22 protein-coding genes are annotated in these 21,909 nt (G+C 71.0%); 11 read left to right on the top strand and 11 right to left on the bottom strand.

Going from position 1 to position 21,909, the window contains the following annotated elements:
- Nucleotides 1-371: 371 nt before the first annotated feature.
- Genes AB0383_RS21175 through AB0383_RS21150 form a run of 6 tightly spaced genes read right to left on the bottom strand, consistent with a single transcriptional unit; the run spans nucleotide 372 to nucleotide 5,494 of the window.
- A complete protein-coding gene (locus AB0383_RS21175) occupies nucleotides 372-710 on the bottom strand; it encodes a hypothetical protein (RefSeq protein ID WP_366188312.1) in 339 nt (112 codons plus the stop codon).
- Nucleotides 711-736: 26 nt separating this feature from the next.
- Complete coding sequence (locus tag AB0383_RS21170) at nucleotides 737-1,432, bottom strand: SDR family NAD(P)-dependent oxidoreductase (RefSeq protein WP_366188311.1); 696 nt, start codon at nucleotides 1,430-1,432, stop codon at nucleotides 737-739.
- Complete coding sequence (locus AB0383_RS21165; RefSeq protein ID WP_220238784.1) at nucleotides 1,429-2,193, bottom strand: SDR family oxidoreductase; 765 nt, start codon at nucleotides 2,191-2,193, stop codon at nucleotides 1,429-1,431. Before AB0383_RS21165 ends, AB0383_RS21170 begins: the two co-directional genes overlap by 4 nt.
- Nucleotides 2,186-3,565 carry an MFS transporter gene (locus AB0383_RS21160; RefSeq protein WP_366188310.1) on the bottom strand — a complete coding sequence of 460 codons (1,380 nt, stop codon included), beginning with the start codon at nucleotides 3,563-3,565 and terminating at the stop codon, nucleotides 2,186-2,188. Before AB0383_RS21160 ends, AB0383_RS21165 begins: the two co-directional genes overlap by 8 nt.
- Nucleotides 3,562-4,452 carry a polysaccharide deacetylase gene (locus AB0383_RS21155; protein WP_364187935.1) on the bottom strand — a complete coding sequence of 297 codons (891 nt, stop codon included), beginning with the start codon at nucleotides 4,450-4,452 and terminating at the stop codon, nucleotides 3,562-3,564. The genes AB0383_RS21160 and AB0383_RS21155 overlap by 4 nt, the downstream gene beginning before the upstream one ends.
- A gap of 52 nt (nucleotides 4,453-4,504) precedes the next feature.
- Nucleotides 4,505-5,494, bottom strand: a complete 990-nt coding sequence (locus AB0383_RS21150; RefSeq protein WP_364187932.1) for an asparaginase — start codon at nucleotides 5,492-5,494, stop codon at nucleotides 4,505-4,507.
- A gap of 147 nt (nucleotides 5,495-5,641) precedes the next feature.
- Here AB0383_RS21150 and AB0383_RS21145 point away from each other — a divergent pair, with 147 nt between their 5' ends.
- Nucleotides 5,642-6,709 carry a LacI family DNA-binding transcriptional regulator gene (locus AB0383_RS21145; RefSeq protein ID WP_364187929.1) on the top strand — a complete coding sequence of 356 codons (1,068 nt, stop codon included), beginning with the start codon at nucleotides 5,642-5,644 and terminating at the stop codon, nucleotides 6,707-6,709.
- Nucleotides 6,710-6,749: 40 nt separating this feature from the next.
- Here AB0383_RS21145 and AB0383_RS21140 read toward each other — a convergent pair whose 3' ends face one another.
- The 5 genes from AB0383_RS21140 to AB0383_RS21120 all read right to left on the bottom strand — a co-directional run bounded on the left by AB0383_RS21140 (nucleotide 6,750) and on the right by AB0383_RS21120 (nucleotide 10,901).
- Nucleotides 6,750-7,109, bottom strand: coding sequence for a DoxX family protein (locus AB0383_RS21140; RefSeq protein ID WP_364187926.1), 360 nt, complete (start codon nucleotides 7,107-7,109; stop codon nucleotides 6,750-6,752).
- A gap of 16 nt (nucleotides 7,110-7,125) precedes the next feature.
- Entirely contained in the window at nucleotides 7,126-7,647 is a 522-nt protein-coding gene (locus tag AB0383_RS21135) for an NAD(P)H-binding protein (protein ID WP_366188323.1), read from the bottom strand.
- On the bottom strand, nucleotides 7,644-7,787 hold the full coding sequence (locus AB0383_RS21130; RefSeq protein WP_364188027.1) for an NAD(P)H-binding protein: 144 nt from the start codon (nucleotides 7,785-7,787) through the stop codon (nucleotides 7,644-7,646). The genes AB0383_RS21135 and AB0383_RS21130 overlap by 4 nt, the downstream gene beginning before the upstream one ends.
- Before the next feature lie 511 nt (nucleotides 7,788-8,298).
- On the bottom strand, nucleotides 8,299-10,425 hold the full coding sequence (locus AB0383_RS21125; RefSeq protein ID WP_366188309.1) for a bifunctional polysaccharide deacetylase/glycosyltransferase family 2 protein: 2,127 nt from the start codon (nucleotides 10,423-10,425) through the stop codon (nucleotides 8,299-8,301).
- Nucleotides 10,425-10,901 carry a hypothetical protein gene (locus AB0383_RS21120; protein ID WP_366188308.1) on the bottom strand — a complete coding sequence of 159 codons (477 nt, stop codon included), beginning with the start codon at nucleotides 10,899-10,901 and terminating at the stop codon, nucleotides 10,425-10,427. The genes AB0383_RS21125 and AB0383_RS21120 overlap by 1 nt, the downstream gene beginning before the upstream one ends.
- 1,010 nt (nucleotides 10,902-11,911) lie before the next feature.
- On the opposite strand from AB0383_RS21120, the gene fabG reads away from it, so the two are divergent.
- The 10 genes from fabG (at nucleotide 11,912) to AB0383_RS21070 (ending at nucleotide 21,842) form a co-directional block, all read left to right on the top strand.
- Nucleotides 11,912-12,673 carry a 3-oxoacyl-ACP reductase FabG gene (fabG, locus tag AB0383_RS21115; RefSeq protein WP_364187917.1) on the top strand — a complete coding sequence of 254 codons (762 nt, stop codon included), beginning with the start codon at nucleotides 11,912-11,914 and terminating at the stop codon, nucleotides 12,671-12,673.
- A 5-nt stretch (nucleotides 12,674-12,678) separates the two neighbouring features.
- Complete coding sequence (locus AB0383_RS21110) at nucleotides 12,679-13,131, top strand: MaoC family dehydratase (RefSeq protein ID WP_285968699.1); 453 nt, start codon at nucleotides 12,679-12,681, stop codon at nucleotides 13,129-13,131.
- A gap of 145 nt (nucleotides 13,132-13,276) precedes the next feature.
- A complete protein-coding gene (locus AB0383_RS21105; RefSeq protein ID WP_366188307.1) occupies nucleotides 13,277-14,302 on the top strand; it encodes a phosphotransferase family protein in 1,026 nt (341 codons plus the stop codon).
- Between the two features lie 2 nt (nucleotides 14,303-14,304).
- Nucleotides 14,305-15,528, top strand: a complete 1,224-nt coding sequence (locus AB0383_RS21100) for an acyl-CoA dehydrogenase family protein (RefSeq protein WP_366188306.1) — start codon at nucleotides 14,305-14,307, stop codon at nucleotides 15,526-15,528.
- Entirely contained in the window at nucleotides 15,525-16,703 is a 1,179-nt protein-coding gene (locus AB0383_RS21095) for an acyl-CoA dehydrogenase family protein (RefSeq protein WP_364187909.1), read from the top strand. The genes AB0383_RS21100 and AB0383_RS21095 overlap by 4 nt, the downstream gene beginning before the upstream one ends.
- The gene (locus AB0383_RS21090; RefSeq protein WP_364187906.1) at nucleotides 16,700-17,818 is read left to right on the top strand and encodes an acyl-CoA dehydrogenase family protein; all 1,119 of its coding nucleotides are present in this window, start codon (nucleotides 16,700-16,702) and stop codon (nucleotides 17,816-17,818) included. Before AB0383_RS21095 ends, AB0383_RS21090 begins: the two co-directional genes overlap by 4 nt.
- A gap of 155 nt (nucleotides 17,819-17,973) precedes the next feature.
- Nucleotides 17,974-18,828 (top strand): alpha/beta hydrolase, encoded by an 855-nt coding sequence (locus tag AB0383_RS21085; protein ID WP_366188305.1) that lies wholly within the window; start codon nucleotides 17,974-17,976, stop codon nucleotides 18,826-18,828.
- Between the two features lie 369 nt (nucleotides 18,829-19,197).
- Nucleotides 19,198-21,030, top strand: a complete 1,833-nt coding sequence (locus AB0383_RS21080; RefSeq protein WP_366188304.1) for an amidase — start codon at nucleotides 19,198-19,200, stop codon at nucleotides 21,028-21,030.
- Nucleotides 21,027-21,227: a hypothetical protein gene (locus AB0383_RS21075; RefSeq protein WP_364187898.1), complete on the top strand. Its 201-nt coding sequence runs from the start codon at nucleotides 21,027-21,029 to the stop codon at nucleotides 21,225-21,227. The genes AB0383_RS21080 and AB0383_RS21075 overlap by 4 nt, the downstream gene beginning before the upstream one ends.
- Nucleotides 21,228-21,278: 51 nt before the next feature.
- Nucleotides 21,279-21,842 (top strand): GrpB family protein, encoded by a 564-nt coding sequence (locus AB0383_RS21070; RefSeq protein ID WP_364187895.1) that lies wholly within the window; start codon nucleotides 21,279-21,281, stop codon nucleotides 21,840-21,842.
- Nucleotides 21,843-21,909 lie beyond the last annotated feature (67 nt).

Below are 21,909 nucleotides of genomic sequence, written 5' to 3'. Positions count from 1 at the left end.
TGCTGAGACCGACATCACTTTACGCAGGGTACCCTAGGTTTTCTAGTCGGCTCTTGAAAATCCGTCGATGCCGGGGTGTTCTCCACGCCCGCAGTGCCTCTTCTGGCTGCCGATCGATTGCCATGCCGGTGCGGATATCGCCGAGCGCGGTGCGGGAGAAGCCGGTGCCGACGTCGCCGGTGTAGACGAGGTCGCCGGCGTCAGGGTCGTGGGCGCGCATTTCCGGCGGCGCCGCAGCCTTGATCCGCCGTAGCGTCCTCGGCCATCTGGTCGCGGGTCACGTCACGCGTGTGCAGCACGCCAGGCAGCGTCAACGGAGCCACGTACGTGACCTGGCTCGAGGGTCTCAGCAGCGAGGAGTTGATTCACCTTCACGGCAGTGGTGCGGTACCGGAAGCCGTGATGATGGCGCGCAGCAACCGGATCTCGGTCCGGTACCGCGCTTCGAGTTCGGCGGTCGGGGTGATGGCGGTGGCCGGCGCCGCGGCGAACACAGCCGACCAGACTTCGGCCACGGTCGCGCACGGCACCGGCCGCCGCCCGGGGAGGGCGACGGTGAAACCCTCGGGGCGGCCTGTGACCCGGATCCGGTTGCCCGCCACGGCGCACAGCGCGTCGAGGACCTGGCCGGCGATCAGGTTGCCGCGGGTACTGCGGCCGTCCGGGAACACCGGATCGGCGACGACCGTCCGGCCGCAGGCTCCGCACACCTCGAACCCCTTTCCCGCAGGCGATTTCAGGGCATGACGTCGCCGGAGTTCGGCCCCAGCGTCTGCCCCACGAACAGATTTCCGCCCGGATCGGCGGCCAGCAGCAGCGCCGCCGGGGCGACCTCTTCCGGGGTGCCGAACCGGCCCAGCGGCAGCTCGGCTCGCTTCGCCACCTTCCACGCCTCGGAAATGCCGTCCACCAACGGGGTTTCGATGGGGCCGGGAGCGATGGCGTTGACCAGCACGTTGTCCGCCGCCACCTCCAGCGCCACCGCCTTGGTGAACCCGATGACCCCGGCCTTGGCCGCGCTGTAGTGGCCGAGGCCGGTGCCGCCCTTGATGCCCAGCTGCGAGGAGATGTTGATGATCCGGCCCCACCGCTGCGCCCGCATCGGCTTGAGCACCTCCCGGCAACACAGGAACACCCCGGTCAGGTCGACCGCGATGGTCTCGTTCCACACCGCCAGGTCCATGTCCTCGACCGGCGACTCGGTGAGCAGACCGGCCGAGTTCACCAGCACGTCGACCACCCCGAACTCGGTGCGCACCGCGGAGAACGCCGAACGCACACTGTCCTCATCGGACACGTCCACGGCGATCACGTCGGCGCCCGCGGTCCGGTCGAGCACGGCGACGCGGTCGCCGTTGGCCCGGAACGCCGTCGCGATGGCCTGGCCGATGCCGCTGGCACCGCCGGTGACCACGACGGTCCGGGCGGTCACGCGCGCATCCGGACGGTCAGGCCGCCGTCGACGACGATGGCCTGACCGGTCACGTAGCCGGCGGCCGGCGAGGTGAGGAAGCCGATCACGTCGGCCACCTCCTCCGGCCGGCCGACGCGGCCCCACGGAATGTCACCGCCGGCGCGCGCGAGCCCGTCCGGGCCGAGCGAGTTGACGGGGTCGAGCGACTGCGGCGTCTCGATCAGACCGGGGATCACCGCGTTGGCCCGGATCTGCCGCGGCCCGAGTTCGACCGCGACGCTGCGCACCAGGCCCAACACGCCGGCTTTGGCCGCGGCGTAGTGGGCGTGGTCCTCCCAGCCGTAGACGCCGCCGGCGATGGAGGACACCGCCACCATCGCGCCGCCCTCGCCCATCCGGGTCGAACCGGCCCGCAGGGTGCGCAGCACGCCGGTCAGGTCGACGTCGAGCATGTCGTGCCAACGCTCGTCGGACAGGTCGGCCAGTGCGGAGTTGCGCAGGACGCCGGCGTTGGCGACCGCGTAGTCCAGCCGGCCGAACTCGTCGACCGCGCGCTGCGCGAACGCCTCCACCTGCTCGGTGCTGCGCACGTCGACCTCGTGCACCACCGCCTTCCCGCCCGCCGCCTCGACCTGCCGGAGCGTCTCGGCCGGGTCGTGCGGGTCGCCGGGGAACGTACCGATCACCGTGTGCACGCCGCGGTGCGCGTAGTGCACGGCCAGCGCACGGCCGATGCCGCTGGCGGCGCCGGTGACGATCGCCGCTTTCGGCTCAGACATCCGCGTGGTCCTCTCGCAGGGCGGCGACGGGCGGTTTGGCGGCGATCATCAGCACACCGGAGACCGCGGTGCCGAGCGCGCCGACCCACAGGGCCGCCGCGCCGGTGCCCGCGCCCGCCGCGACCGCGGTGAACAGCGCGCCGCCGATGATCGTGCCGGGCTGGCTCATCGCGCCGATGAACGACGTGCCAGTGGCGCGGCAGCTGACCGGGTAGCACTCGGCCATGAAGTACTGGATGGCCGCGTACGGGCCGACCAGGAAGAACAACCCGGCGCCGTAGGTCAGGATGATCACGAACGAGCTGCTCGCGGCCGGGCTGAGCATCAGCGCGAAGCACAGGCCGGAGATGATCCAGCCGATGATGATGGTGCGCTTGCGGCCGATCCGGTCGCCGAGCCAGCCGTGGAAGACGTATCCGAAGTAGCCGATCGCGTTGATCACGATCAGCATCCAGAACGCGCTGGACAGCGAAACGTCCTTGGCGTTCTTCAACACCGAGCTGCCCAGCACGCTGAAGATCGCGATGCCGAAGAAGTTCAGGATCCACGCCAGCGACAGCACGATCGTGTTGCGCCGGAACGCCGGTTCCCACAGCCGCTTGAGCGGCGAGGCCGAGGAGTGCTCGACGCCGTAGGACGCGGCCAGCGCGTGCGCGTCGGTCGCGCGCCCGCCCTTCTCCAGCTCGGTCAGCTTCTGGTGCAGCTCGAACTGCGGCGTCTCACGCAGCTTGCGCCAGATCACCCACACCACGATCGCCGCCGGGACCGCGGCCGCCACGTACAGCGCGCGCCAGCCCAGCGAGTCCAGGAAGACGAACGCGAGCGCGCTGGAGAGCAGGAAGCCCAGCGGCCAGCCACCCTGGATGAACGAGTAGTAGAAACCGGGGCGCTTGCGGCGTTTCTCGTCCTCGGTGACCTGGTAGACCTCGTTCATGTAGGTCGCGTTCACCGCCTGCTCGGAGAATCCGAGCCCACCGAACGAGCGGATGACGGTGATGATCACGCCGCTGACCGCGCCGAGCGCGGCCGGGATCAGCGCGGTCAGGGTGGAGATGATCGCGGTGCCGCCGATGGTGGTCATCATGCCGCGGCGGCGGCCGAGCCGATCGATGATCGGGCCGATCCCGAAGCACACGATCGCGGTGCCCACGGCGATCCAGGTGTTGATCTGGTAGGCCTCGGACGCGGTCCAGCCGAACGACTCCTGCATCGCGGGCAGCAGCGTGCCGAACAGGCCGTAGTCGAACACCGCGATGGTCCAGGCGATCAGCGCCAGGACGGTGGCGGTGCGGGTGGCTTTCCGGGAGAAGACGGGGAATCTGCGCTTCTCGTCGACGGCGGGCGCCGTCAGGTCGAGGGGTTCGACGCTCACGACCCTGCTCCCTTCCGGGGGTTGCGGGCGAGGAAGGAGTCGGCGATCTGGTCGAAGGTCAGCCAGCTGACACCCTCGTGACCGTTGATGTGGTCGATCAGCCGCTCCAGCATGAGCAGGACCTGCGGCCGCCCGGACACGTCGGGGTGGATGGTCATGGTGAAGGTCGCCTCGTCCATCTCGCGGTAGACCCAGTCGAACTGGTCCTGCCAGGTCTGGCCGAGCTCGCGCGGGCTGACGAAGCCGTGCGAGTTGGCGGAGGCCTTCACGAACATCATCGGCGGCAGGTCGTCGAGGTACCAGTTCGCCGGGATCTCGACCAGGTCCGTCTCCTCGCCGCGGACGAGGGGCTTCATCCAGGTCTCGGCCGGCTGGGCGTAGTCGATCTTGGTCCAGCTGTCGCCCACCCGGACGTAGTACGGTTCGAAGTCGCGGTGCATCAGCGAGTGGTCGTACTTGATGCCCCGCTCCAGCAGGATCTCGTTGGTGACGGGGGAAAACTCCCACCACGGCGCCACGTAGCCGGTGGGCCGGCGGCCGGCGACCTTCTCGATCAGTTCGATCGAGCGGTCCAGGATCGCCGTCTCCTGCTCGCGGGTCATCGCGATCGGGTTCTCGTGCGAGTAGCCGTGCGCGCCGATCTCGTGCCCGGCGTCGACGATGGCGCGGGTCAGGTCGGGGAAGGTCTCGATGGAGTGGCCGGGCACGAACCACGTCGTGGTCAGCCCGTACCGCTCGAACAGGCGCAGCAACCGCGGCCCGCCGACCTCGCCGCTGAACATCCCGCGGGAGATGTCGCACGGCGAGTCTTCACCGCCGTAGGAGCCGAGCTGGCCGGCCACGGCATCGACGTCGATGCCGAACGCGACCTGGATGTCCTTCGTCATGAACAAGCCTTTCGTGGAGTGGGGAACAACGGAAGCGGGCCGAGCAGCGGAGTCAGGGTTCGCCTCCCCTCCGCGCGAAAGCCGCCGCGATGTCTTCGCGGGACCACCCGAGCCGCAGGAGCAAAGACAGCAGGACGAGCGTCTGGGAAGGACGCAGCAGCCCGGCCGGAATCGCTCCGGCGGCCAGCAGGTCCTTGCCGCCGCCGGCGCCGTACACCGGGACGACCGGGCCGGCCTGCACGCGGGTGCTGGTGACCACCACCAGGCCCTGCGCGGTGGCCTCGGCGACGGCCTCGCACAGCACCGGGTTGGCGTTGCCGATCCCGGTGCCCTGCAGCACGATCCCGGCCGCGCCGGCGGCCAGCGACGCGCGCAGGTGCGCCGCGTCGGCGCCCGGGTAGGACGCCACCAGGTCGACGCGGCAGCCGGCGCCGCCGTCCGGCAGCGGCAGCGGCTCGGGCCGGTCGCCGGCCCAGCCGTCGCGGCCGTCGTCGGGGTTGCTGAACGCGTGCGCTCGCAGGGTTTCCGACTTGCGCACGCCGCGGGCGGGAAACACCTCGCCGGCGAAGCAGACCAGCACCCCGCGGTCGCGGGTGTCCGGCGCGCCCGCGAGGGTCAAGGCGCGGGCCAGGTTGGCCGGCCCGTCCGGGTCGGCCGCGTCGGCGGCGCGCTGCGCGCCGGTGAAGACCACCGGCCGCGGGTCGGCGTGCACGAGGTCGGCCAGGAACGCCGTCTCCTCCATGGTGTCGGTGCCGTGGGTGACCACGACCCCGACCACGGCCGGGTCGGCCAGCTCCTCCCGGATCCGGGCGCAGACCAGCAGCATGTCGTCCACGTCGAGGGTGTACGAACCGACCCGCAGTACGTCGACCACGCGCACCGGCAGCGAGTGCGGGCCGCCGGTGCTGCGCAGCAGGTCGTCGGCGCCGTCCGAGGCGATGGCGGCGCCGTCGAGCTCGGCGCGGCTGCGGGAGGAGATCGTGCCGCCGGTCGCGAGGAGCACGACGTGCTCACCCCGCTCGCTCGACAGGCTCGTCGTCACGGCTGCTTCACCTCCATGCCTCTCGGTAGCCGTACCCAATCGTTTGGGTAGCGGTGCGCGTGGCGTACCCAAACGATTGGGTACGATGGGTGCGGACTGTACGGTGTGCGTCGAATCGGGGTCAATACCCCGCGGAGAGGTGGGGGCTTGCCCAGGGCGAAGGCTGCGAGGGAAGGCGATGGCACGGCCGCCGGAGACGGGGCGGCCGTCGAGCGCGTGCCGACCTTGAAGGACCTGGCCCAGCAGCTGGGCATCCACCCGTCGACCGTGTCCCGTGTGCTGCACTCCGATCCGGCATCGGCACGCGGCGCGGCGTCGGACGCCACCGCGCGCCGGATCCGGGAGCTCGCCGCCGAGCTCGGCTACTCCCCCGACCCGCAGGCGTCCGGCCTGCGCACGCGCCGCACGCGGTTGCTCGGTGTGGTCGTGCCGCGGCTTTCGGACCTGGTGCTGGCCGTGATGTACGAGGGGGTCGAAGCCGAGGCCGCGACCATCGGCTACTCCTCGTTCGTCACCAACTCCCGCGACGACGTGGACGAGCAGCGCCGCAAGGTCGAGCTGATGCTCGCGCGCCGCGTCGACGGGCTGATCATCGGCGACCGGCACCTGGACGTCGACGTGGTGCTGTCCGACCTGCGCCGCCGCGCCGTGCCGTTCGTGCTCATGAACCGCCGTCACCCGGAGATCCCGTCGGCCACCTGCGACGACACCCGCGGCGGCGAGCTGGTCGCAGAACACCTGTGGGACAAGGGACACCGCGACGTCTGCGTGATCGCCGGCGAGGCCTACGCGACCACTGGTGTGGACCGCACCGCCGGCTTCGTGCAGCGCTGGCGCGAACTCGGCGGCGACATCGACGCCACCGACATCGTGCTGTCCCGCTTCGACACCCAGGGCGGCCGGGAAGCGGCCGAACGGATCCTCGCCTCGGGCCGCCGCCCGTCCGCGCTGTTCGCAGTCAACGACTTCGCTGCGATCGGCGCGATGGGCGCCCTGCGCTCCCACGGCCTCACTGTGGGCCGGGACTGCGCGATCGTCGGGTTCAACGACACCTCACTGGCCGCCGAGCTGCCGATCCCGCTGTCCTCCGTGCGCTCCCCGATGTTCGAGATCGGCCAGGCCGCCGTGCGTCTCCTGCACGCCGTCATGCACGGCGAACCCGCCGAGTCCGCCCGCCTCACCCCGACCCTCCAAGTCCGCGAAAGCAGCAGCTGACCGCGGCGACAGGCCACCGACCGCGCGCGGCGAGCGCGGGTCAAGCGGCCTGCAGGCCCAGCAGCAGGGCGGCGACGTTGAGCAGCAGGAAGGCGACGGCGAGCCCGAACTGCGCGGTGTAGTCACGTGCGCAGGCGTGAGTGCAGAGGGCGCAAACGAAGAACAGCACGAGGCCGGTCGCGGCCGCTCGGCCCACTTGCGGGACGCCCAGGACCCCTGCCAGCAACCCGACCGCGCCGGCGGTTTTGAGCGTGCCGATCGGGAACGTCAGCCAGGACTCCGGCACCCCGGCGCGGGTCATGCCCGGCAGGATGGGTCCGAAGTGGAGCAACGCGGCGATGCCGGAGAAACCGTTGCACAGCACGGCGATCAGAGTCACGACGAGAAAAGTGGTGGACATCGGAGACGCTCCAGGGTCAGTACGCGACGGCGATCGAGTGCCCCACGGTCTCGGGCATCCCGAGGCACGCGAGCACGAAGTGGGCGGCATCGGCCCGCGCGATGCGGTAGCCGCGCGGGACGCTCTGCTCGCAGGAAGTCCGGTAGCGCCCGGTGGGCGGCCGATTGGTGAGCACCGACAGCTGCACCGACGTCCAGTCGAGACCGCTGGCGCGCAGGTCGTCCTCCATCCGCGCCACGTCGGCGTAGTGCCCGCCCAGGCGCAGCCGCGCGAGTGGACCCAGCACGGTCCGCACAAAGACCCCCACGCCGGGGTCGCCCGGCGGGTGCGGCCGTGCGGGTGTCGGCAGCGCGAGCACCCCTGTGACGCTGACGACGACGAGCCGGCGCACGCGCTCCGCCCGCATTGCCGTGACGATGGCGCGCGTGCCGCGCGAGACGATGCTGTACTCGGCCGCCTTGCGCGGTCCCAGCCCGGAAAGCACGGCGTCCGCGCCCGCCGCGGCCGCCTCGAGGACTGCCGGGTCGGGGTCGTTCAGGTCCGGACGACGGTGCGCACAGATGCGCGAAGCGCGCCGGGGTCGCGGACGACGGCGGTGACGTCGTGACCGGCGGCCAGGGCTCGATCGAGCACGTGGCCGCCGGTACCCCCGGTCGCGGCGAAAAGCGTGAGTCTCATGACGGTCATCCTCGAGCCCGAGTCCGTATCATACGATAATCATATCATATGAGTTACGTATTACTCGGTGATCCGGACCGGCCCGGCGGCGTTCGAGGGTTGCCGTCAAGGAGTCGCTGCGCGAGCCGCGGAACCAGCTGCCGCTGCTCCACCACCCACCAGGTCGGCAGACAGCCGAAGCTCAAGGACGTCGACCTGGACTGCCTCGAGCTGGACTGCCTCGAGCTGATCGCCGCGCACGGCCCGAGGCACGCTCGCCCGCCTCGCCGCGCTCCACCCGGCGACCATGACCGGGATCCTCGCCCCCGGCTCCCGCGCGGCGGCTGGATCGTGCCGAGCGCGACCCTGATGCGTCGGACCGGCGCGCGATCACGGTTCGCGCCGTGCGCGGGCGCAACGGGGAGCTGTCCGGCTCCACGCCGGGATGATCACGGCGCAGGGGTGGGGTCTCGTGCTGACGAGCCGTGGGCGAAGCCCCACGGATCCCGGACCCACCGCGGTGCGGTGCCCGCTACGAGCCGCCGGACAGGTTCGCAGCGTCGACGTCGAGGCCGGTGCGCCGAAGCTTCTGCCAAGGCAACTGCGCCCCGGCGAGCGCGGTCACCACGGACTGCACGACGACGAGGTACATCAGCTGCCGGTACACGAACTGCTGAAGGGGAAGCAGCAGCAGCGAACGCAGGCGCTCACCGTCGAGCCGGAACGCGATCCCCGCGGGTATCGCTTGCAGCGCCAGGAAAACCAGCCAGTACGCGCCGACGGTGAGCCCGTCGCTGGTGAGGATCGCGAAGAGCGCGGCGGCGTCCACGAGAGGCGCCAGCACCGGGAGCAGCACCTGGAACAGCAGCAGGTACGGCAGACCACGTCGGCCCAAGCGGCCGGCAGCACCGCGTTCGAGCACGGCACGGCGGTGCTTCCACACCGCCTGCAGCGTCCCGTAGCACCACCGGTACCGCTGCTTCCACAGCTGCCCGAGCGTCGCCGGCGCCTCGGTCCAGGCCCGCGCCTCCTGCTCGTAGACGACCCGCCAACCGGCGCGTTCCATGGCCATGGTCAGATCCGTGTCCTCGGCCAGCGTGTCGACGGGAATGCCGCCGAGCCGCAGCACCGCGGACCGGCGGAAGGCCCCGATCGCGCCCGGCACGGTCGGCATGCACTGCAGCACGTCGTAGAGCCGGCGGTCGAGGTTGAACCCGATGACGTACTCGATGTGCTGCCACTGCCCGAGCAGGCCGCGGCGGTTGCCGACCTTTGCGTTGCCGGACACCGCCCCGATCCCGGGGTCGGCGAAGTGCTGGACCAAGGTGCGCACGGTGTCGGGTTCCAGCACCGTGTCTCCGTCGACGAGCACCACGAGGTCCGTGCTCGCCGCGGCGATGCCGGCGTTGAGCGCCGCGGCCTTCCCCGCGTTCGCCTGGCGGATCAGCCGGACGCGCCGGCCGACGTACTTCTCGACGAGTTCGGCGGTGCCGTCGGTCGACCCGTCGTCGACGACGATCAGCGCGACGCGGTGGTCGGAGGCGAGGACCGAGCGGATCGTGGCCTCGATCCCGGCCCGCTCGTTGTAGGCGGGGACGATGACGGTCACCGGTGCGGTGACGGCGCGGAGCCTCTTCGACCGGCGCCGCCGGACGTGCATCGCGGTGGTGATCAGCGTGACCAAGGTGCGCAGCCCGGCGAGCACACCGGCGATGATCAGCAGCACGGTCAGCGCACTCGCGACCACGCCGCTGGCCTGCACCGCGCCGATCAGCAGCCAGCCGGCCGCTCGCTGGCCGAAACCGGCGGGAGCCCCGGCCGAGCCGAGACCGACCGCGGCGCTCACCGGACCCAGCCGCCACCCCTTGGCCTGCAGCTGGGGGATCAGCCGGTCGAGCGCGGCGACGGTTTGCGAACGATCACCGCCCGCATCGTGCATGAGCAGGACAGCTCCCCGATCGTTCTTCGGGGTGGAGTTCGCGACGATCGAGGTGATCCCGGGCCGTTGCCAGTCTTCGGAATCCGTGTCGGAGAGCACGGCGATCTTGCCGTCGGCGCCGATCCGCTGGATCGACGCCCAGGCCGGGCTGTCGATCGAAGCGGGCGTGGCGGAGTACGGCGGACGGACCAACGCCGGGGACTGCCCGGCCGCACCGGCCACGGCGAGATCGGTGAAGCGCAGCTCGACCTGCGTACGCAGGTCGCCGGCCGAACGGAGATCGACGTGGGTGGCCGTGTGGTTGCCGATGTCGTGACCGCGGGCCGCGATTTCGTGCACCAGCCCCGGGTACTCGGCCGCGTGCCCGCCGGTGACGAAGAACGTGGCCTTGACGTGATAGCGGTCGAGAACGGCGAGGACCGCCGGAGTCCAGGTCGGGTCGGGTCCGTCGTCGAAGGTCAGGGCCAGCGTCTTGTCCGGCGGGCGCCGCACGTCCGGCGAGCCGTTGCGGGCATCGATCAGGGAGCCGCCGGTGCGCACCTCGTCGGGTACGCCTGACGAGGTCGTCTGGGGCGCGGTCTCGTCGCTGTGGAACTCACCCAGAACCACGGCGTGCAGCGCGAGCAGGCCGACGACGGCGGCCAGCACCACGATCAGCAGGAACCAGTGCGCGCGCGGGGCCGGAGCGCCTCTCCGGGGCCGGTGGCGGCCGGTGGCCATCAGGGCCGCGGCTTCTTGCTGTGGTCAGCCTGACCCGGTGGCGTGTCCGGGGCGTGGGTACTGCGGTGGTCGGGGCCCGAAACCGTCTCGGCGGGAGGCTGCCCGGTGGCGGTCGAGGGCACCCCGCCGGTGTCGACCGGACCGGCGCCGCCGCGGGCAGAGGTGGCGTCGGCACTGGATTCCGGCGCCGGCGGGGCGTCGGTCGTGGTGCTCTGCTCCGGCGGATCCGCGGGCGTAGTCGTGACATCGGTGTGCCCGGGGCCGAGCTGCGTGATCGGGACGAGCAGCGGCGACGGAACCGGGGCACCCAGCAACGCGGCGACCAGAACCGCGACGTACCCGATCGTCAGAACCCCTCCGCCGACGGCCACTCGGCGGAAGATCTTCCGCCGCCGCCCCGTCGCGTCCACGAACACCGGCGAATCCAGTGCCGTGTCGGCGGCGTCATCGTCCAATAGATCAACCGGTTCGGGCATGCTTCACTCCATCGGCGGGGACGCCTACCTAAACACACCACGATCCGTGATCGAACCACGATCCGCGTTGCGGCAGGCAATCTCACACACCGATCAAGCCGAAACCTTGGTAGGGCGTGACTCCAGCGGCGGAACCGGGCGCCGGCCTTACGGCTTGCCGTACGGACGGGGACGCGAGGCGGCGAGCCCGCCCCCCGGGCGAGTACTTACCACCGAATGGGGGAGCGGGAGAATCGACAGGATTATCGAACCAAACGAAAATCCAGCCGCAAACGTCAAGAAGCCTCGCCGTCATCAGAGCCTTCGCCGCGAATTGTCGTATCAACAGCTCTCCGATATCAACGCGCCAACCGAGCACACAGCACAGCGAAAACCCGGCGGTAGCAGCGATCGCCTGCTGCGTACACGTGGGGCACTCCGATGCCGTCCGCACGGCACGAGGCCCGGTGGGCGCGACTGGGCCTACGCCACCCTCGGATCGGCGCGGCCGGAATCACCGCCCACTGGCTCCGCTGAACCAACTGACCTGCGTGGAGCGCAACGTCGGCTACGCAGTCGATGCGGCGCATGTAGGCCACGCCGGCGATCACCAGCCCGGAACCGCTCTCACGTACGTCTCAGCAGCGATTGTGGCGTGACCTGTGTCACGGCCACTGGCCTCGATCGCCGACCCTCGTCGCGTCCGTCACGACACCGCGCAGGCCCTTGCTCGCCCCGAAGCGGCGAGAGCTTCCGGCCTCGAGCAGGCCGGAAGCATCCGATCAATGTGCGCAGTCGGCGCCCAGTCACGCCTTGCCCACCGGCCCGCAGGCCGAACCTTCGGACGACAGGACACGGCTGACCGGCACGAAATCGAGTTGGCTTCCACGGGTCTGGACCTTGATGTCCGCCAGAGTCTCAGGTATGGCGTCCCAGAATCGGGGAATACTCACCGGGTACCCTTACAAAGCGGCCGCTTAGTCAGGCAGACTGCTGCCCGATCGCTGTTTCTCAACGATGAGGAGGTCCTCGTGACCGATTCCCCCGCCCGGGTTGCCATCGTGACCGGAGCCGGCCGCGGCATCGGTGCCGCCGTCGCTCGCCGCCTCGCCTCCGACGGGTTCGCCGTCGGCCTGCTGGACCTCGACGAGGCCGCGGTGAAGGCCGGTGCCGAGGCGATCGTGGCCGAGGGTGGCCGAGCTGTCGGCGTCTCGCTGGACGTCAGCGACGCCGACCAGGTCGAGGCCGCCGTCACGCGCGTCGCCGAGGAGCTCGGCGCGCCGACCGTGCTGGTCAACAACGCCGGCATCACGCGCGACAACCTGCTGTTCAAGATGACCGAGAACGACTGGGATTCCGTGCTCGGCGTGCACCTCAAGGGCTCGTTCCTCATGACGCGCGCGGTGCAGAAGTACCAGACCGAAGCGAAGTGGGGCCGGATCGTGAACCTGTCCAGCACCTCCGCGCTGGGCAACCGCGGCCAGGTCAACTACTCCGCCGCCAAGGCCGGCATGCAGGGCTTCACCAAGACCCTCGCCATCGAGCTGGGCAAGTTCGGCGTCACCGCCAATGCGATCGCGCCGGGCTTCATCGCCACGGACATGACCGCGGCCACCGCCGAGCGCCTCGGCATGGACTTCGAGGACTTCAAGAAGGCGGCCGCCTCGCAGATCCCGGTGCAGCGGGTGGGCACGCCCGACGACATCGCCCACCTGACCTCGTTCCTCGTGAGCGAGGGCGCGGGCTTCGTCTCGGGTCAGGTCATCTACGTCGCCGGCGGACCGAAGGACTGATGGCCATGCGCGTGTTCACGAACGTCGATGAGTTCGCCGCCGCGGCGGGCGAGCACCTCGGCGAGAGCGAGTGGCTCACCGTCACGCAGGAGCGGGTGCAGCAGTTCGCCGACGCCACCGACGACCACCAGTGGATCCACCTCGACACGGAGAAGGCCGCGGCGGGACCGTTCGGCACCACCATCGCCCACGGATTCCTCACGCTGTCACTGCTGCCGCACTTCGGCTCGCAGGTCTACCGCGTCGATGGGCTGAAGATGGGCATCAACTACGGCCTCAACAAAGTGCGGTTCCCGCAACCGGTGAAGGTCGGGGCGAAGGTGCGCGGCAGCGCGGACCTGCTCGAGGTGACAGACGTGGCCGGTGGCAAGCAAGCTGTGGTGCGGTGGACCGTCGAGATCGACGGCGAGGCCAAGCCGGCCTGCGTCGCCGAGTTCGTCGCCCGCATGATCGCCTGACCCGCCCGGCAACGCCGCCTGACAGAACTGCCCGACAACCCGCCTGACCACGCGAGAGGCACCCGGCCCGGGGACACCCGGGCCGGCGGCTGTACGACATACCGACTAGTCGGTAGCGTGGCCCGGTGACCCCCGAGGAGGCCCGATGACCCAGTCCGACCCGCCAGGACTCGACCTGGCCCGCCTGCGCGCCTACCTCGACGAGCAGCGGCCCGGCCTGGTCACCGGCGAGCTGACCGCCGAGGTGGTGCAGGGCGGCCGCTCGAACCTCACCTACATCGTGGGCGACGGCACGCACCGCTGGGTCGTCCGGCGGCCGCCGCTGGGGCACGTGCTGCCGACGGCGCACGACATGGCGCGCGAGTTCAAGGTGATCTCCGGCCTGGCCGGCACGGCGGTCCCGGTGCCGGGCACCGTCGTGCTGTGCCAGGACGCCGACGTGCTCGGCGCGCAGTTCTACGTGATGGAGTTCGTGGCCGGCACGCCGTACCGCAGCGACTCCGAGCTGGCCGTGCTGGGCACCGGGCGCACGCGTGAGATCGGGTTCCGGCTCGTGGACACGCTCGTCGATCTGCACGCCGTGGACCCGGAAGCGGTGGGGCTCGGCGACTTCGGCCGGCCCGACGGCTTCCTCGAACGCCAGCTGCGGCGCTGGAAGAAGCAGCTCGACGGCTCCCGCAGCCGCGACCTGCCCGGCGCCGACGAGCTGCACGACAGCCTCGCCGCGAAGCTGCCGGCCTCCGGGCCGGCCACGATCGTGCACGGCGACTACCGGCTCGACAACGTGCTCGTGGACGGCGACGACCGCATCACCGCCGTGCTCGACTGGGAGATGTCCACCCTCGGCGATCCGCTCACCGACCTCGCGCTGCTGGTCGCCTACGCCGAACGCGACAAGGTGTCGCTGCAGATGGTGTCCAACGCCAGCTCCGCACCGGGCTACCCGAGCACCGACGAGGTGATCGCCCGCTACGCCGAGCGCTCCGGCCGTGATGTGTCGGCGCTCAACTGGTACGTGAGCTTCGCGTTCTTCAAGCTCGCAGTGATCCTGGAAGGCATCTACTTCCGCTACAGCAAGGGCCAGACCGTCGGGTCCGGGTTCGAGGGCATCGGCGACGCCGTGGCCCCGCTCGTCTCCCACGGCTACGAGACGCTCAAAGAGGAGAAGTAGTCATGGATTTCGCGTTCGACGCGCGCACCGAGGAGCTGCGCGGGCAGCTGATCGAGTTCATGGATTCGCATGTCTACCCCGCCGAACCGGTCTTCGAAGCGCAGCTCGCCGAGCGCGAGAACCCCTGGTCGTCGGTGCCGATCGTCGAGGAGCTCAAGGCCGAGGCGCGCAAGCGCGGCCTGTGGAACTTCTTCCTGCCGGGTGAGGACGGCGCGGGCCTGACCAACCTGCAGTACGCGCCGCTGGCCGAGATCACCGGCCGCAGCCCGCGGCTGGCCCCGACCGCGGTGAACTGCGCCGCGCCGGACACCGGCAACATGGAAGTGCTGCACATGTTCGGCAGCGAGCAGCAGAAAAAGCAGTGGCTGCAGCCGCTGCTCGACGGCGAGATCCGCTCCGCCTTCGCGATGACCGAGCCCGACGTGGCCTCGTCCGACGCGCGCAACATCGCCACCAGCATCCGCCGTGACGGCGACGAGTACGTGGTCAACGGCCGCAAGTGGTTCATCTCCGGCGCGATGAACCCGAACTGCAAGATCATGATCGTGATGGGCAAGACCGATCCGGGCGCGCCCGCGCACCAGCAGCAGAGCATGATCCTCGTGCCGCGCGACGCCGCGGGCGTGACCATCAAGCGCGGCATGCACGTGTTCGGCTACACGGACGGCGACCACGGCGGCCACGCCGAGGTGCTGTTCGAGGACGTGCGCGTGCCGGCGGAGAACCTCATCGCCAGCGAGGGCGCCGGGTTCGCGATCGCCCAGGCCCGCCTCGGCCCCGGCCGCATCCACCACTGCATGCGCGCGATCGGCATGGCCGAGCGGGCGCTGGAGCTCATGTGCCGCCGCACGCTGTCGCGCGAGACGTTCGGCAAGCCCATCGCCGAGTCCGGCGTGGTGCAGGACTGGATCGCCGAGTCGCGCGTGAAGATCGAGCAGCAGCGGCTGCTGGTGCTCAAGACCGCGTGGCTGATGGACACCGTGGGCAACCAGGGCGCGCACACTGAGATCCAGGCCATCAAGATCTCCACTCCGATCACGGTGGAGTGGATCCTCGACAAGGCCGTGCAGGCCCACGGCGCCGGTGGCGTGAGCCAGGACTTCCCGCTGGCCGAGCTGTGGGCGGGCGTGCGCACGCTGCGCCTGGCCGACGGACCGGACGAGGTGCACAAGCGCTCGCTGGCGCGCCGTGAGCTCAAGAAGTACCGGGCGGAGGCCGGCCGATGACCCCCGACGACCTCCGGGCCCAGGTGGCCGGGTTCCTGGCCGCGCACGACCCGAAGACCACCGAACGGCTGGAGTTCCTGCGCGCCCGCTACGACGCGGGCCTGGCGTGGGTGCACTTCCCCGAAGGCCTGGGCGGCCAGGGCGCGCCGCGCGCGCTGCAGCCGGTGGTCGAGGGCGCGTTCGCCGCGGCCGGCGCCCCGGACAACGACCCGCGCCGCATCGGCATCGGTCTCGGCATGGCCGCGCCGACGATCCTCGCGTTCGGCACCGACGAGCAGCGCACGCGCTTCCTGCGTCCACTGTGGACGGGCGAGGAGGTGTGGTGCCAGCTGTTCAGTGAACCCGGCGCGGGCTCCGACCTCGCCGCGCTGGCCACGCGCGCGGTGCGCGACGGCGACGACTGGGTCGTGACCGGGCAGAAGGTGTGGACCTCGGGCGCGCACAACTCGCAGTGGGCCATCCTCGTCACGCGCACCGACCCGGACGTGCCGAAGCACCAGGGCATGACGTACTTCCTGTGCGACATGACCGCGCCCGGCGTCGAGGTGCGGCCGCTGCGCCAGATCACCGGCGAGGCCGAGTTCAACGAGGTGTTCCTCACCGACGTGCGGATCCCGGACGCGCAGCGGCTCGGCGCCGTCGGCGAGGGCTGGAAGGTCGCGCAGACCACGCTGATGAACGAGCGCGTGGCCATTGGCGGCAACGCGCTGCCGCGTGAAGGCGGCCTGATCGGCATGGTCTCGAAGACCTGGCGGGAGCGGCCCGAGCTGCGTACGCCGGAGCTGCGCGACCGGCTCGTGCAGCACTGGGTGGAGGCCGAGTCGCTGCGGCTGGCCGCTTCCCGTCTGCGCCAGCAGCTCACTGCCGGTGCGCCGGGGCCGGAGGGCTCCGCGATGAAGGTGGCCTTCTCCGAGCTGAACCAGAAGCTCACCGGGCTGGAGATCGAGCTGCTCGGCGAAGAGGGCCTGCGCTACGACGACTGGACGCTGCGGCGGCCGGAGAAGGTCGACTTCCTCGGGCGCGAGGCGGGCTACCGCTACCTGCGCGCGAAGGGCAACTCGATCGAGGGCGGGACCTCGGAGGTCCTGCGCAACATCATCTCCGAACGCGTGCTGGGGCTGCCGTCCGAGCCGCGGGTGGACAAGGACGTCGCCTGGAAGGACCTGCCGCGATGAGTGAGCTGCCCACCCCGGACCTGTTGTACTCCGACGTCGAGGAGGACCTGCGCGCGTCGGTGCGGGACCTGCTCACCGACCAGGCCTCGCCGGCCGCGCTGATCGCGCGCGTGGAGACGGCCGAGCCGTACGACCTGAAGCTGTGGAAGACGCTCGCCGCCGACCTCGGCGCGGCCGGGCTGATGGTGCCCGAGGAGCTCGGCGGGCACGGCGCTTCGGCGCGCGAGATGGCCGTGGTGCTCGAAGAGCTGGGCCGCAGCGTGGCGCCGGTGCCGTTCCTCGGCAGTGCGGTGCTGGCGACGTCGGCGCTGCTGGCGGCGGGCGGGTCGGTCGCGGCCGAACTGCTCCCCCGGCTCGCCGCGGGCGAGCTGACGGGCGCGCTGGCCGTGCCGCTGTCGACCGCGCCGGGTGCGGCTTTCCCGGCGACGGTGTCCGTAAACGGTGACGGGACGCTGAGCGGGCGGGCCGGCACGGTCGTCGACGCGTCCGTGGCCGAGCTGCTTGTGGTGCCCGCGACCGGGCCAGACGGGCCGGGGCTGTACGCGGTGGAGGCTTCGGCGGCCCAGGTGACCGAGCTGGTGTCGCTGGACCTCACGCGGCGCGTGGCCGACGTCGAGCTGGACCAGGCGGCTGCTCGGCTCGTCGTCAGCGGAGCGGCTGCGGAGACGGCGCTGGACACCGCACTGACCACGGCGGCGGGGCTGCTCGCGTCGGAGCAGACGGGGCTCACCGAGTGGGCTTTGACGACCACCGTGACGTATTTGAAGGGCCGTTACCAGTTCGGGCGGCCGGTCGGCGGGTTCCAGTCGCTCAAGCACCGGCTGGCGAACCTGTACACGGACCTGGTGAACGCGCGCGCGACAGCGCGGTACGCGGCCGACGCGCTCGCCGGCGGCTTCGACGTGCCGATCGCGGTGGCCGTGGCGCAGGCGCGCGTCGCGCCGATCGCGGTGCACGCCGTGGAGGAGGCGATCCAGCTGCACGGCGGGATCGGCATGACGTGGGAGCACCCCGCGCACCTGTTCCTCAAGCGCGCCAAGAGCGACGAGCTCGCGTTCGGCACGCCGGGCCGGCACCGCGCACGGCTGGCGGATCTCGTGGACCTGCCTGCCTGAGGTCGTTTTCCGGGGCCCCGCCCGCCGTTTCGGCTGGCGGGGCCCCCGCACGTGGTGGACACTGTGGACGGTGGTGCCCGGCACGTACGAACAGGCGGCAAGAGTGCACTTTTTCCTGTGGTGGCCGGAAGCTTCGGCTTCCTAGCCTGGTGATCATGGTCCCGGGCACCGAGCAGCTGACGATCACCGTCGGCACCCACCGCCACAGCGCGCTCGCCGCCGGCCCCGCCTCCGGGGAGCTCGTCCTGTTGCTGCACGGATGGGCGGAGTTCGCCGACTCGTGGACCACGGAACTCGCGGCGCTGGGCGCGGCCGGCTACCGCGCCGTCGCGGTCGACCAGCGCGGCTACGCCTCGGGCGCGCGACCGCTGGATGTCGACCAGTACTCGGTGCGCCACCTCATCACCGACGTGATCGCCTTCGCCGCGGCGCTGGGGTCGGACCGCTTCCACCTTGTCGCGCACGACTGGGGCGGCATGGTCGGCTGGGCGTTCGCCAGCGCGCACCCGGACCAGCTGCGGTCCCTGACCATCCTCACCACCCCGCACCCCGCCGCCCTGCACCGCGCCGCCACCGACGACAAGCGCCAGTTCCGCGACCTCGGCTACGTCCGCTTCTTCCGCCACCTCGACGGCCGCGCCGAGGCCTCCCTGCTCGCCGACGACGCCGCCGAACTGCGCGCCGTGTACGGCGACCGCGTGCCCGCCGAGCTGGTCGAACGCAACATCACGCGCCTGACCGAGCCGGGCGCGCTGACAGCCACGTTGAACTGGTACCGCGGCCCGGCTGCCAGCGAGTTCGACATCCCCGCCGGCCACATCTCCGTGCCGACGCTGTACCTGTGGGGCAGCGAGGACCCGTACCTTGGCCGCACGGCCGCCGAGCTGACCCGCTCTTACGTCGACGGCGAGTACGAGTTCGAGGTCGTGGAGGGCGCCAGCCACTGGCTGCCCGAGGAGGCCGGCGACTTCATCCTGCCTCGCCTGTTGGACCACCTGACCCGCCACTGAATTTTCTGTCTCGGCTCCGCCGAGACGGCGAGATCGCCTTTGAGCCGGTTTCTGGATTGAGCGGTCTGATCGGCCGGGGGCCGATCGCACCGCCCAATCCAGAAACCGGCGCGATCTCGCGCCGTGGTCGGGTTGCCGTCTCGAACCACGGTGGACGGGTGCACCGAATCGTGGCGGCGACGGGGTACTGAGGGCTTCGTTGTCGGGCAGAGGTTCGTGGAATCACCGATGTGTCTGAACACGAAATGTCTTCGTAATACTCGAAAACTCCCCCGCAACCGTGGGGTCCTAGCGTCGCGTCTGCCCTTCCCCACCGGTTCAGAAGCGAGGCAGTACGTGGCACAACCAGGAAGACTCACGCGGAGATCCGTGCTCGGCGGCGCCGGTGCGGCGGTCGCCGGTGGCACCCTTTCCCTCACGCTGGGTGCGGCGCCGGCGAGCGCGGCGCCGTCCGGCGGCCCGGCGCTGCCGTCGGTGAACCAGATCCCCCACCGCGGCCGGCTCGTGGACTACGAGATCACCGAGCTCGCCGCGCTGCTGCGCGCGGGCCGCACGTCGAGCGTCGAGATCACCCAGGCCTACCTGGGCCGGATCTCGAAGTTCAACGGTCCCTTCGAGGTCTACGGCGACAATGGCGCGTACAACGCGTTCGTGCGCGTCGACACCGCCGGCGCGCTGGCCGCCGCGCGAGCCGCCGACCAGCGGATCTCGAACTGGCGCCGGCACGGCGGCGACCTGTCGCCGCTGTGCGGGATCCCCATGGGCATCAAGGACTCCGTGGGCATCAAGGGCCTGAACGCGCAGGACGGCAGCGCGGCGTTCACCGGCAACAAGGCGCTCCAGGACGCCACGGTCGTCGCCCGGCTGCGCGCGGCCGGCGTGGTGCTGCTGGGCAACACCATCTGCTCGGCGTTCTCCGGCTCGATCACCGGCACGTTCGCGGGCAACGCCTGGAGCCCGTCGCACGTGCCGGGCGGATCGAGCCAGGGCTCGGGGGTCGCGCCCGTCGCGCGGCTGGCCGCGGCCTGCATCGGCGAGGAGACGGGCGGCAGCATCATCATGCCGTCGGCCGCGAACGGCGCCAGCGGGATCAAGCCGTCGCTGGGCACGGTGTCGATCGCCGGGCTCATGCCGCTCTCGCCGGGTTACGACGTGCTCGGCCCGATCTCCCGCAGCGCACGGGACTCGGCGCTGATCCTGAGCACGATCCTCGGTCCGGACGCGGTGAACGACCCGCAGACGCTCTCGGCACCCCTGCCGTTCCCGGTGATCCCGTCGTCGCCGCGGCCCGGGCGGACTCCGTTGCGGGGCCTGACGATCGGCGTCCCGCAGACGGACTGGATGAACGTGGGCGGGACCATCAAGACCGGGGTCAGCCCGCAGGACACCTACGGCGCCGAGCACCTGAAGGCGTTCAACCGGCTGGTGGGACAGCTGAAGAGCCTGGGCGCCCAGGTGAAGGAGTTCCCCGGTCTGGACATGACCGACCCCGCGCAGAACCCGTACTTCGCGTCGGCGGACGTGCTGGCGACGGTGGACGGATCGCCCGTGTCGCCCTCGGCCGCGGTGGTGAACGCGAACCGCTACGAGGTCCGGTTCGTCGCGGCGGTGGCGGACTTCTGCGCGAGCGGCATCCCGACGGCCGACGCCGTCGCGACCCTCACCGGCCAGTACGGCCGGCGCGCGCCCGGTGAGACGGCGGCGAGCTTCGCGAGCGCCGACCGCTTCAACGGCGGCATCCCCGCCTCCGTCCGCTACGAGGGCGAACAGCGGCGGCGCCGGCTCATCGCCAATTACACCCGGGCGCTGGAGGACGCCGGCGTCGACTTCATGCTCGTGCTGGCCCTGGGCGACGTGATCGGCGAACGTGCCGGCGGCGGCCCCGGCTTCCCGGTGTACCGGGCGTACTACCAGGTGCCGAACGCGCTGGGCTGGCCCATGGTGAGCTTCCCCGTCGGCGCCACCGCGGGCCTGCCGATCTCGGCCCAGTTCTGGGGGCCGCGCTTCGCGGAGCCGGCATTGGTCCAGTCGATGGTGGACTACCAGGCCCACTTCCCCGATTACCACACCGCGGCCCCGCCGGACCCGGTCTTCGGGACCCTCACCCCGAAGATGGCGCCGCGCGCCCTCGCCCCGGCCGTCGAGGACCCGACCAACGACCCGATCCTGGGCGAGGAAGCGATCAGGAGGGCTCTCTCGTGAGCGTCGCCGAACCCACCCGGTTCCTGACCGTGGACTTCTCGACCCCGGTGGACATCGGATTCCTCCCCCAGCACGCGGAGACCCCCGCCGTACCCCAGCTGACGATCGGCTGGGCCCCGAGGCTGGGCACGACGTACCTGCCGTTCGACCCGGCCGACGAAACGGTGCCGAGCAGCACGATCCCGCCTCGCCCGTGAACCCCCGGCGGGCACCGAAACTGTCGGTGCCCGCCGGTAGCGTGCGTGCCCATGAGTGATCCCCCGGCTTGGGCTTACGAAAAACCGCACGTCACCGCCGCCGACCCGATGTGGGCGGCACGTGGTGCGACCTTGTGCGCCCGCTTGGCCGAGGTGCTCGGGCCATGGCTGGTCGACGGGGTGGAGCACGTCGGGTCCACGTCGGTGCCGGGGTTGGCGGCCAAGCCGGTGGTGGACGTGATGGCATCGGTGCGCGACGTCGATGCGGTGGTGGCTTCCGCTCTTGGGGTCCTTTCGGCAGACGGGTGGGCCTACGTGCCGCCGTCCCTCGACGTCAGCGCGCAATGGCGGCGGTTCTTCGTGCTACCCGACACCACCAACGAGCACCGGCTGGCGCACCTGCACCTGATCCCCGCCGGCCACCCGCGTTGGCAGGCCCAGCTCACTTTCCGCGACGCCCTGCGCGCAGACCCGGCGCTGGCCGCGGAGTACGCCGCGCTGAAACACCGCCTGACCACGGAAACCACGGACCGCGAGGCCTACACCGCAGGCAAAACAGACTTCGTCACCCGCGTCCTGACGCGCCACGGGGTGGTGATCGCGCCCATGGAATGAGGTGCGCGAACCCGACCACGGCGCGAGATCGCGCCGGTTTCCGAATTCAGCGGTGCGATCGGCCCCC

It is taken from the genome of Amycolatopsis sp. NPDC051373, assembly GCF_040689465.1.
Lineage (GTDB): Bacteria > Actinomycetota > Actinomycetes > Mycobacteriales > Pseudonocardiaceae > Amycolatopsis.
This window is presented reverse-complemented; position numbering and strand designations above follow the sequence as displayed.

Bases quoted from the DNA above. Each gene is read 5' to 3' on its own strand.
- AB0383_RS21165 (WP_220238784.1), bottom strand. From the start codon at position 2,193: ATGTCTGAGCCGAAAGCGGCGATCGTCACCGGCGCCGCCAGCGGCATC.
- AB0383_RS21155 (WP_364187935.1), bottom strand. From the start codon at position 4,452: ATGACGAAGGACATCCAGGTCGCGTTCGGCATCGACGTCGATGCCGTG.
- AB0383_RS21140 (WP_364187926.1), bottom strand. From the start codon at position 7,109: ATGTCCACCACTTTTCTCGTCGTGACTCTGATCGCCGTGCTGTGCAAC.
- AB0383_RS21130 (WP_364188027.1), bottom strand. From the start codon at position 7,787: ATGAGACTCACGCTTTTCGCCGCGACCGGGGGTACCGGCGGCCACGTG.
- AB0383_RS21125 (WP_366188309.1), bottom strand. From the start codon at position 10,425: ATGGCCACCGGCCGCCACCGGCCCCGGAGAGGCGCTCCGGCCCCGCGC.
- AB0383_RS21120 (WP_366188308.1), bottom strand. From the start codon at position 10,901: ATGCCCGAACCGGTTGATCTATTGGACGATGACGCCGCCGACACGGCA.
- AB0383_RS21110 (WP_285968699.1), top strand. From the start codon at position 12,679: ATGCGCGTGTTCACGAACGTCGATGAGTTCGCCGCCGCGGCGGGCGAG.
- AB0383_RS21105 (WP_366188307.1), top strand. From the start codon at position 13,277: ATGACCCAGTCCGACCCGCCAGGACTCGACCTGGCCCGCCTGCGCGCC.
- AB0383_RS21100 (WP_366188306.1), top strand. From the start codon at position 14,305: ATGGATTTCGCGTTCGACGCGCGCACCGAGGAGCTGCGCGGGCAGCTG.
- AB0383_RS21095 (WP_364187909.1), top strand. From the start codon at position 15,525: ATGACCCCCGACGACCTCCGGGCCCAGGTGGCCGGGTTCCTGGCCGCG.
- AB0383_RS21090 (WP_364187906.1), top strand. From the start codon at position 16,700: ATGAGTGAGCTGCCCACCCCGGACCTGTTGTACTCCGACGTCGAGGAG.
- AB0383_RS21085 (WP_366188305.1), top strand. From the start codon at position 17,974: ATGGTCCCGGGCACCGAGCAGCTGACGATCACCGTCGGCACCCACCGC.
- AB0383_RS21070 (WP_364187895.1), top strand. From the start codon at position 21,279: ATGAGTGATCCCCCGGCTTGGGCTTACGAAAAACCGCACGTCACCGCC.